The organism is Tardiphaga sp. (assembly GCF_044340795.1).
Taxonomy (GTDB): domain Bacteria; phylum Pseudomonadota; class Alphaproteobacteria; order Rhizobiales; family Xanthobacteraceae; genus Tardiphaga.
The window spans coordinates 1-10,367 of record NZ_JBIISY010000206.1 but is presented as its reverse complement, the minus strand read 5'-3'; the positions used below and the strand labels follow the sequence as shown (position 1 = coordinate 10,367).

The window sequence follows — 10,367 nt, the reverse complement described above, 5'->3', positions numbered from 1 at the left end:
TTTCCTTGGCGTGCTGTTCTCGTCCGGTGCGGTGGCCTTCGGCATCGTCTCGCTGCTGCCGGTGGAGTTGATCCTGCAGGTCGGCTCATCCGCCGGCTTCGCCATGGTGTTCGCGCTGCTGATCGCCGCGATCATCTGGAATCTCGGCACCTGGTGGCTCGGCCTGCCGGCGTCGTCCTCGCATACGCTGATCGGTTCGATCATCGGTGTCGGCATCGCCAACGCGCTGATGCGTGGCCGCGACGGCACGTCGGGCGTCGACTGGAGCAAGGCCACTGAAATTGGCTACGCACTGCTGCTGTCGCCGCTGTTCGGCTTTGCCTGTGCGGCGATCCTGCTGCTGGTACTGAAATTCCTGGTCCGCAATCCCGCTTTGTACGAAGCGCCGGAAGGTGACAAGCCGCCGCCGCTGTGGATCCGCGGCATCCTGATCGCCACCTGCACCGGTGTGTCGTTTGCGCACGGTTCGAATGACGGCCAGAAGGGCATGGGCCTGATCATGCTGGTGCTGATCGGCACCGTGCCGACCGCCTATGCGCTGAACCGCGCGCTGCCGGAATCGCGCATCGAGCAGTTCCAGAAGACCTCGTTCGCCGCCTCGCAGGTCGTCGCCGCCAAGGGCGCCGGCCACAGCATCCTCGGCGATCCACGCCCGGTGGTGACGCAGTATGTTGCTGCTCGCAAGATCACTGAGGGCACCTATCCGGCGCTCGCGGTGCTGGTGAAGGATGTGGGCGATCAGGTCCGCACCTATGGCACCCTCGACAAGGTGCCGGCGGAGAAGGTCGGCAACACCCGTAACGACATGTATCTCGCATCGGAAGCCATCCGCTTTCTGATGAAGGACAAGGAAAACGACCTCAGCAAGGAAGAGGTCGCGACCCTCAATGCCTATAAGGGCTCGCTCGATGCGGCGACCAAGTTCATCCCGGACTGGGTGAAGATCGCCGTCGCCATCGCGCTTGGCCTCGGCACCATGGTGGGCTGGAAGCGCATCGTGGTTACCGTCGGCGAGAAGATCGGCAAGACGCATCTGACCTATGCGCAGGGCGCGTCGGCAGAGCTGGTTGCCGCCGGCACCATCGGCGCGGCTGACGTCTTCGGCCTGCCGGTCTCGACCACCCATGTGCTGTCGTCGGGCGTGGCCGGCACCATGGCGGCGAATGGGTCGGGCCTGCAGATGGCCACCATCCGCAACCTGCTGATGGCCTGGGTGCTGACACTGCCTTGCGCCATTGCGCTGTCGGCGGGGTTGTACTTCGTGTTCGCGCATATCTTCTGAGCGGCGGCCCCCGCAAAGGAAAAGGCCCGCGCAAAGCGCGGGCCTTTTGTTTGGGCGTTTCACTTCACCCGTGATCGCGATGCACGTCGTGGACGACGATGCCGTGGTCGGGCAGCGCTAGCCAGTCGCGACGCTGCAGTGTCCGGCGGGTGTCCTCCAGGCCGCTCTGCCAGTGCTCGCGCATGGAGGTCGCCGAGAATTCGTGATCCTTCGACGCGCCTTCATAGGCCTTCTGCTGATAGATCATCTGCAGGATGGTGATCTCGGGCAGGTTGCTGAACTGGTCGCGCAGTGAACGCTCGTGTTCGGACAGCTGGTCGTCCGGGATCTTCTGCAGCGCCTGATAGAAATCCGTCTTCAGGTTGTTCAGCTTGCGATAGACGTCCGTGTTGTAGCGCGTGCGCGAGGAATACATGATGTCCTTGTGGCGGGCCATCACCTCCTGGATATCGCGCGGCAGCATGCCGCGCGACGAGAACAGGTCGACCTGGAACACCAGCGAGTTCATCTTGTCGTCCTGGTCCAGCAGATGCTGCAGCGGTGTGTTGGAGACGATGCCGCCGTCCCAGTAATGATCCGTGCCGATCTTCACCATCGGCAATGCCGGCGGCAGCGCGCCCGACGCCATCACATGTTCGGGCGCGATCACTTCCTTCTTGTTGTCGAAGTAAGAGAAGTTGCCGGTCAGCACATTCACCGCACCGACGGCGAAATGCATTTTTCGTGCATTGATCAGGTCGAAATCCACCAGCTCCAGCAGGGTCTCGCGCAGCGGCGCGGTGTCGTAATAGCTGGTCGCGGTCTGCGCGCCGGCCGGCGAGAACCACGGATTGACCTCGTGTGGCTGGAAGAAGCCGGGCTGGCCCAGCGTGGTCGTCATCCACGAACTCGCGATGTTGCGGGCCTTGCGATAGATGTCGCCATCCGGCGTGTAGTGCCAGACTTTTCGCGCGGTGATGCGATCCCAGAAGATGCGCAGGCGCTCGAGGCGCCGCTCCGGCGGATTGCCGGCGATGATCGCCGAATTGATGCCGCCAATGGAGACGCCGCACACCCAGTCAGGCTCAAGGCCGGCTTCGTGCAGTGCCTGATATACACCAGCCTGATACGCACCGAGCGCGCCGCCGCCTTGCAGGACGAGAGCGACGCGATCGCAGCGGTCCGGGCGCCAATGCGCCTGCGATGCGATCTCTGCCTCGGGTGTGCGTGCGTCCATATCACTTGCTCCTGAAATACGTTGTCGCGCGCAGATTTCAGATGAGCAATGACGCGGTCATGACACCTTGCAGCTTTTATGAATGCCCATTGCGCCACAGCGTCACAGGGATGAAGGAAATTCCTCATACCGCCGTCGCGCAGGGCCGCTAGCAATGCGCGCGATCGATTTTGATTAACGCATTCTCACCAATGGTCATCGCCATGCTGTCTGGAAAATCTGCCATCGTCACCGGCTCCACCAGCGGCATCGGTCTCGGCATTGCGCGCGGCCTCGCGGCGCAGGGTGCCAATGTGATGCTGAACGGCTTTGGCGATGCCGGTGAAATCGAAGCGATCCGCGCCGAGCTTGCCAGCCAGCACAATGTGAAGGTGGTCTATAACGGCGCCAACATGGCCGATGGCGAAGCCATTGCCGGCATGATGGCGGCTGCGCAGGAGGCGTTCGGCGGCACTGATATCCTGGTCAACAATGCCGGCATTCAGTTCGTCGCTCCGCTGGAGGAATTCCCGGTCGAGAAGTGGGACGCGATCATCGCCATCAACCTGTCGAGCGCCTTCCATACGACGCGCCTCGCCATTCCCGGCATGAAGGCGAAGAATTGGGGCCGCATCGTCAATATCGCATCCGCGCATGCGCTGGTGGCGTCGCCCTTCAAGTCGGCCTATGTCGCGGCCAAGCACGGCATTGCCGGCCTCACCAAGACCGCAGCCCTTGAGCTCGCCGAGCATGGTATCACCGTCAATGCGGTGTGCCCCGGCTATGTGATGACGCCGCTGGTCGAGAAGCAGATTCCGGAGCAGGCGAAGGCGCGCGGCATTACCGAGCAGCAGGTCGTGTCCGATGTGCTGCTGGCCGCGCAGCCGACCAAGCGCTTCGTCACCACCGAAGAACTCGCTGCCACCGTCAATTTCCTCTGCACCGACATGGCGCAATCGATCACCGGCATCACGCTGCCGGTCGATGGCGGCTGGACGGCTCACTAAATCATTTTCATCGATCTCAGGAGTTTCCCGATGCGCAAGGAAGACATCCTTGGTTTGCCTTCGATGCCGATGGCCGGTCCGAGCTACCCGGCCGGTCCCTATCGCTTCGTCAATCGCGAATTTCTCGTCATCACCTATGAGACCGATCCCGAACTGATCCGCATGGGCCTGCCCGAGCCGCTGGAGCCGCTCGAGCGCCCGGTCGTGCATTACGAATGGATCAAGATGCCGGACTCATCCGGCTTCGGCAGCTACACCGAATCCGGTCTGGTCATTCCCGCGCGCTTCAAGGGCGAGGACGTCAATTTCGTCTCACAGATGTATCTGGACGATGATCCGCCGATCGCCGCCGGCCGCGAGATCTGGGGCTTCCCGAAAAAGTATGCGCATCCGAAACTGGAAATCGTGAAGGATACGCTGACCGGCACACTGGAATATGCCGGCCAGCAGGTCGCCATGGGCACCATGGCCTACAAGCACGGCGCGATGGCGGGCAATGGCGAGGCCACCCATGCGGTGCTTGCCAAGACACAAATCAATCTGAAGCTCATTCCCGGCGCTGATGGTCGCCCCGAGGTTTGCCAGCTGATCGCCATCAACCTCACCGACATCACGGTGAAGGGGTCGTGGTTCGGTCCGGGCCGTCTGCACCTCGTGCCGCACGTCAACGCACCGGTCGCGGACTTCCCGGTGCGCAGGATGATCGGCGCGCATCACTACATTGCCGATCTCACGCTGCCTTATGGCCGCGTCGTGCATGACTATATCAAGCAGGACGATGCGCTCGCCGAAGCGGCTGAATAACGAGCCCTGACACATCCCTGTAACAGGGATGTCATTAATTGCGTGCGACGAGCGGACGCATCAGGGCGTCATGCAGAGGTAATTTGATCACAGCCGTTTTGGTGGTGCGATCTGAACGATGGTCGATGCGTGATGCAGGCTGAACTTCCGGTTGGTGCCGCACTGAGCGGCTTTGCCGTGCGGTCGGACGACGCCATTCCGGGCCTGGTCTGGGCCTTCCGCATTCATGCGGATGGCCGGCCGGAAGCGCTGTCGATTCATCAGGAGATCGATGTCACGCGTGACGGGCTGCTCTGGCTGCATTTCAATCTGGCCGATGCGCGCGCCCTGCAATGGCTCGCGCAGGCGCCGCTCCAGGCCCCGGAGGCTGCGCGCGCCTTGCTGCTGTCGAAGGACAGCTTCCAGCAGCTGCATACGGCCGACGACACCGTCTATGGCGTGATCTCGGACCTGCTGCGCGAGATCCACGATGTCGACGACGATACCGGTTATCTCCGCTTCGCCATGACCGAGCATCTGCTGATCAGCGGCCGGCATCATGCATTGTGTGCAGTGGATGCGACCCGCCGCTCGCTCGAACAGGGGATGAAGATCGACAGCATGGCGGCGCTGTTCGAGACCATCATCGAGAATGTTGCCGACACCATCGACGGCGTTGCCGACAAGCTGGCACTGGCCCTCGACGAGATCGAGGAGCAGGTGGTGTCCGGCGAGTCCCGGCACATGCTGCAGACGCTGGGCCGGCAGCGGCGCACCTGCGTGCGGCTGCATCGCCAGCTTTCCGGTCTGCGCCTCGTCTTCCAGCGCTTCGAACAGAAGGGCGGTCTCGATCTCAAGCCGGTGCTGCAGCTGCGGGCCGGCAAGCTGGCGCAGCGGCTCGACGGGCTCGACCGCATCATCGTCGAGCTGCGCGAGCGCAGCCGGCTGTTGCAGGAAGAGCTGCATCTGCAGATCGCAGAAAGCGGCAATGAAGCATTGCGCGTGCTCTCGGTGCTGACCGCGTTGCTGATGCCGCCGACGCTGGCAGCAGGCATCTTCGGCATGAACATCAAGGCGATGCCGCTGGTCGACGGCGATAACGGGTTCATTCTGGTGTGCGGCATTCTCATGCTGTCATCGGCGATCGCCTATTTCATCATGAAGCGCATCGGCATCATCAGGTAGCTCGTCATGGTCAGGATGCTGCGATGCTGGCTGCCGCGCGTGAAGGCGCTCGTCGGTCTTGTCGTCTGCTGCGGCATGCAGATGTCATCGGCGCATGGTGGCGACTGGCGCGACGGCGGGTTGAAGGCACTCAATGACCGGCTCGATCAATGGGGCGTGGCGTTTTCCGCGGCCTATATCGGCGAGACCCTGGGCAACGCCTCGGGGGGCATCCGGCGCGGCGCCATCTATGATGGCCGCGTCGATCTCGGCGTCGATATCGATCTCGAAAAAGCAGTGGGCTGGCGCGGCGCGACCTTCCACGGCAACGTGTTCCAGATCCACGGCCAGGGATTGTCGCGCGATTATATCGGCAATCTCATGCTGGTCTCGGGCATCGAAGCACTGCCATCGACGCGGCTCTACGAGTTCTGGATTGAGCAATCGCTGCTCGACGGCCGGCTGTTCGTGAAAGTCGGTCAACAGCCGTCGGACACCGAATTCATCGACAGCAAATATGACGACATCTTCGTCAATTCCGCACTCGGCTGGCCCGGCATCACCGGCGTGATCCTGCCGGCTGGCGGGCCGTCACCGCCACTGGCCGTGCCGGGTGTGCGCATAAAGGCGCTGCTATCCGATGCGTTCACGGCGTATCTCGCAGTGTTCAACGGCAGCGCGGGCGCGCAGGGGCCGGATGATCCGCAGATCTCCAATCCGCATGGGCTCGCTTTCCGCGTCAACGATCCGCCATGGGTCATCGGACAGCTGAAATACAATTATCGCGTCGGCGCGTCGGGATTGCCTGGCGCCATCACCGGCGGCGGCTGGTATCACTTCGAGCAATTCGACGATGAACGCTGGACAGCGCAGGGGCTTTCGCAGGCGGATCCACTCGGCACTGGCGAGCCGGCCATGCGGCGCGGCAATCGCGGCCTGTTTGCGGTCTATGAGCAGCGGCTGGTATTCAGCACGCTCGATCCAGCCAAAGGCGTCGGCTTCTTCGCTCGCGCATCATTCAGCCCGTCGGATCGCAATCTGATCAGCTTCTATCTCGACGGCGGCATCCAGGTGTCAGGCTTCTCGGCAGCACGACCGGATGATCGGTTCGGCATCGCCATGACCTATGCGCGGATTTCCGACGGCGCGCGTGACCTTGACCGGGATGTGCAACGCTTCACCGGCATCGCGACGCCGATCCGCGATTTTGAAGCGGTGTTCGAGGCGACCTATGTCGCCATGGCCGCACCGGGCGTGGCGGTACAGCCGGTGTTTCAATATGTGATCCATCCCGGCGGCGGCGTGGTGAATCCGGATGACCCGACGCAGACCAGGCGGATCAAGGATGCCGCGGTGTTCGGGGTGAGGACGACGATTACGTTTTAGCAAACGCCGGGCCGTAGGGCGGATGAGGCGAAGCCGTAATCCGCAGGCCGAATGTATGTGGCGAAGAACGGCGGACTACGCTGCGCTAATCCGCCCTACGGGAGGGGCATCGACGAGCCCTGCCGCGGCGTCCGCGATCAGCTCATACGACTTCAGCCGCTTCGGATGCTCATAGACGTCCGACACGATCATCAACTCATCCGCCTTCGTCTCTTCCACCAGCGCAGCGATTCCTGCCCGCACCGTCTCCTTCGATCCGACGATCGTCCGTCGCAACATGCCCATGGCCTGCATCTTCTCGGCCGGCGACCAATAGGTCTCGATATCGTCGATGGGCGGCTGGCTGAGCCCGCGCGCGCCGCGGAACATGTTGGTGAAGGACATCTGCTGCGTGGTCCACAGCCGCCTGGCCTCCGCATCGGTGTCGGCGGCGATAATGTTCACGCCCACCATGCTGTACGGCTTCGCCAGCTGCTCGGACGGTTCGAAATGCGTGCGGTAGATCTCCAGAGCCTGCAGCAACATCTCCGGCGCGAAATGCGAGGCGAAACCGTAGGGCAGGCCGAGCACGGCGGCGAGTTGCGCGCCATAGGTGCTGGAGCCGAGAATCCACAGCGGCACGTTGGTGCCCGCGGCCGGCACGGCCTGCAGGCGCTGGCCGGGGGCTGCTTCGGCGAAATAGGCCTGCAACTCCTGGACGTCCTGCGGGAAATTGTCGGAATTCTGCAGCGAGCGGCGCAGCGCCCGCATGGTCATCTGGTCGGTGCCCGGTGCGCGGCCGAGGCCGAGATCGATACGGCCGGGAAACAGCCGCTCCAGCGTGCCGAACTGCTCGGCGATCACGATCGGTGCGTGGTTCGGGAGCATGATGCCGCCGGCGCCGACACGGATGCTCTTCGTCCCCGCCGCAATATGGCCGATCACCACGGAGGTTGCCGCGCTGGCGATGCCGATCATGTTGTGATGCTCGGCCACCCAGAAGCGCTGATAGCCCCAGCGCTCCGCATGGGCCGCAAGATCCCGGGAATTATCGAGCGCGCCGCGCGCATTGGTGTCTTCGGTGACGCGGACGAGATCGAGAATGGACAAGGCGGTCATGGGCAGGCTCCGGTTGGACGCCACATCTATGCATTCGCATCTTCTTTCGCCACCGCGTCGGGCAAATCCCCGCCTTGACAGAGTGCGATCAATATACGTAACGTTATAACATAACATAAATCGACGGCGCTCATGGAATTCGACACACCCCACTGCTTCGCCGCCCTCAACAGGCTGTTTGATCTCGATGCGAAAACTCCCCGTCACAGTGCTGTCCGGCTTCCTCGGGGCTGGAAAGACCACTTTGCTCAATCACATCCTGAACAACCGGCACGGGCTCAAAGTGGCGGTGATTGTGAACGACATGAGCGAGGTGAACATCGATGCGGATCTGGTGAGGGATGGCGGTGCCAATCTTTCGCGGACGGATGAGAAGCTGGTCGAGATGACCAATGGCTGCATTTGCTGCACGCTGCGCGACGACCTGCTCAAGGAGGTGCGCGCGCTCGCGGAAGGCGGGCGTTACGATTACCTGCTGATCGAATCCACGGGCCGCCGAGCCGTTGCCGGTGGCGGCAACCTTCGATTTCCGCGACGAGAATGGTGACAGCCTGTCGGACGTGGCGCGGCTCGACACCACGGTGACCGTGGTCGATGCGGTGAATTTGCTGAAGGACTATTCCTCGACGGACTTTCTCGAGGATCGCGGCGAGGCGCTCGACAACGACCAGCGCCGGCTGGTCGATCTCCTGGTCGAACAGATCGAGTTCGCCGACGTGGTCGTGCTCAACAAGGTCGGCGACGCGACGCCGCAGCAATGCGACGCCGCGCGAAAAATCATCTGCGCGCTGAATCCGGAAGCCGATATCATTGAGGCAGATTTCGCCGATGTGCCGTTCGACCGCGTGCTCGACACCGGCCTGTTCAACTTCGAGCGGGCGCAGCAGCATCCGCTCTGGTACAAGGAGCTCTACGGCTTTGCCGACCATGTTCCGGAAACGGAAGAATATGGCGTCAGCAATTTCGTCTATCGCGCGCGGCGGCCATTCGACCCCACGAAATTTCAGGCTTTCTTGCGCGAGAGCTGGGGCGGCGTGATCCGCAGCAAGGGACATTTCTGGCTGGCGACGCGGCCGCAATGGGTTGGCGAACTCAGCCAGGCCGGCGCCATCGTCCGGACCGAGGGCATGGGCTTCTGGTGGGCCAATATCCCGGCCGAGCGCTGGCCGAACGATCCCATTTGGCGGCAGTCGTTGAAGAAGAACTGGAACGACGTCTATGGCGATCGCCGCCAGGAGATTGTGTTCATCGGCACCGGCATGGACGAGGCCGGTCTGCGCGAGCGCCTCGATGCGTGCCTGGTGGACGGCAAGCCAGGCATGGAGATCGCGATCTGGGAGAAGCTGGCCGACCCGTTTCCGAAGTGGCGGCGCGCGGACGAGATCGAGATGGCGTAGCGCGCGTCAGCCAAGCCCGGCGTGAAAATTGCGCACGATCGCGGCGCATTCTTCCGGCTTTTCCATCTGCATGAAATGCGAGGCGTCATCCACGGTGACGAAGTCGAAGCCGCCATCGCGGGCGAAGGCGCTCTCGATGATGATGAACGGACTGGTCCCTGTCGCCGGTTGCCCGGCCACGAGCTGGACAGGAATCTCGATCTTGCACATGCGCTCCCAGGCGCCTTCGAGGTCCTGCATGGCAAAGATGCTGGCCTCGAACTCCCGCGGGCAGGCGAGTTCATAGAGCTGCTTGTCTTCGCGCCAGCGCAGCGTCGACGCGGCGAGGGCCTGCAGCCCGGCATCATCGACGCCGGTGAAGGCGGAGCTGCGTCGATAGGAGTCGAACAGCTCCTGCACGGTGTTGAATTCGAAGCGTCGCTTGATCGTGCGCTCGGCCAGGCGGTTGTTGTCGGCGCGGAACATCTGGAATTCGGGGTAGCGGGTTGGCGGCGTCGCCGGCGGCTCGAAGCCGACAATGCCGATCCATGGTGACTCGTATTCGGAGGCATGCAGCAGCGTGGTCAGCGCGCTCATGGAATGAAAGGCACCGAGGCTCGGCGCCGGGCCGATCTCGCGGGTGATCCCCTTCATGATCGCATCATAGTCGCGGATCAGTTGCGGCCAGACATGCGGGATCGGCTTGTCGAATGGACTGCTGCGGCCGTGGTGGCGAAAATCGAAGACGACGGTTTCGTAGTCCGGAATGAACAGGCGCCAGAAACTCTGGAAGGCATCGGCGGCGAGGCCGTTGCCGTGGCTGGAGATAATGCGCGGGTTGCTGCCGGATCCCTGGCCATAGACGCGCACACTGGCGGTAGCGCCATCTTCGAGCTGAACATCGAATGCATGTTTCTCAGCCGGGAGGGCCGGGGCGGTGGGCGCGTGAGTCATAAGCGGAAACCTGTGATTCCATGGAGCGAAGGCCGTCGAATGCGTGGCCGGACCGCAGCGTGTGCAACGCTGCCGCTCCCCGTCAGTCGCTGGGCCTGTGCAGGATACAAAGCGCTGCAGAC

The 10,367-nt window shown here is 62.8% G+C and carries 8 protein-coding genes and 1 pseudogene; 6 read left to right on the top strand and 3 right to left on the bottom strand.

Annotated features, from left to right (window positions below; translation table 11 throughout):
• The coding region (locus tag ACIQ17_RS25515; protein ID WP_398472066.1) for an inorganic phosphate transporter at positions 1 to 1,282 on the top strand (1,282 nt) is incomplete at its 5' end.
• 64 nt (positions 1,283 to 1,346) lie between these two features.
• Here the strand turns inward: ACIQ17_RS25515 and ACIQ17_RS25510 are convergent.
• Positions 1,347 to 2,498 (bottom strand): patatin-like phospholipase family protein, encoded by a 1,152-nt coding sequence (locus ACIQ17_RS25510; protein ID WP_398472064.1) that lies wholly within the window; start codon positions 2,496 to 2,498, stop codon positions 1,347 to 1,349.
• Between the two features lie 203 nt (positions 2,499 to 2,701).
• Between ACIQ17_RS25510 and ACIQ17_RS25505 the strand changes: the two genes are divergently transcribed.
• The 4 genes from ACIQ17_RS25505 (at position 2,702) to ACIQ17_RS25490 (ending at position 6,817) form a co-directional block, all read left to right on the top strand.
• Complete coding sequence (locus tag ACIQ17_RS25505) at positions 2,702 to 3,484, top strand: 3-hydroxybutyrate dehydrogenase (RefSeq protein ID WP_398472062.1); 783 nt, start codon at positions 2,702 to 2,704, stop codon at positions 3,482 to 3,484.
• 30 nt (positions 3,485 to 3,514) lie between these two features.
• Positions 3,515 to 4,288 (top strand): acetoacetate decarboxylase, encoded by a 774-nt coding sequence (locus ACIQ17_RS25500; protein WP_398472060.1) that lies wholly within the window; start codon positions 3,515 to 3,517, stop codon positions 4,286 to 4,288.
• A 132-nt stretch (positions 4,289 to 4,420) separates the two neighbouring features.
• The gene (locus ACIQ17_RS25495) at positions 4,421 to 5,452 is read left to right on the top strand and encodes a transporter (protein WP_398472059.1); all 1,032 of its coding nucleotides are present in this window, start codon (positions 4,421 to 4,423) and stop codon (positions 5,450 to 5,452) included.
• 6 nt (positions 5,453 to 5,458) lie between these two features.
• Complete coding sequence (locus tag ACIQ17_RS25490) at positions 5,459 to 6,817, top strand: carbohydrate porin (RefSeq protein ID WP_398472058.1); 1,359 nt, start codon at positions 5,459 to 5,461, stop codon at positions 6,815 to 6,817.
• Positions 6,818 to 6,892: 75 nt separating this feature from the next.
• Here ACIQ17_RS25490 and ACIQ17_RS25485 read toward each other — a convergent pair whose 3' ends face one another.
• Positions 6,893 to 7,915 (bottom strand): LLM class flavin-dependent oxidoreductase, encoded by a 1,023-nt coding sequence (locus tag ACIQ17_RS25485; RefSeq protein WP_398472056.1) that lies wholly within the window; start codon positions 7,913 to 7,915, stop codon positions 6,893 to 6,895.
• 187 nt (positions 7,916 to 8,102) lie between these two features.
• Between ACIQ17_RS25485 and zigA the strand changes: the two are divergent.
• A pseudogene (zigA, locus tag ACIQ17_RS25480) lies at positions 8,103 to 9,312 on the top strand (zinc metallochaperone GTPase ZigA).
• Between the two features lie 6 nt (positions 9,313 to 9,318).
• Here zigA and ACIQ17_RS25475 read toward each other — a convergent pair.
• A complete protein-coding gene (locus ACIQ17_RS25475; RefSeq protein ID WP_398472055.1) occupies positions 9,319 to 10,245 on the bottom strand; it encodes an alpha/beta fold hydrolase in 927 nt (308 codons plus the stop codon).
• Between the last annotated feature and the right edge of the window lie 122 nt (positions 10,246 to 10,367).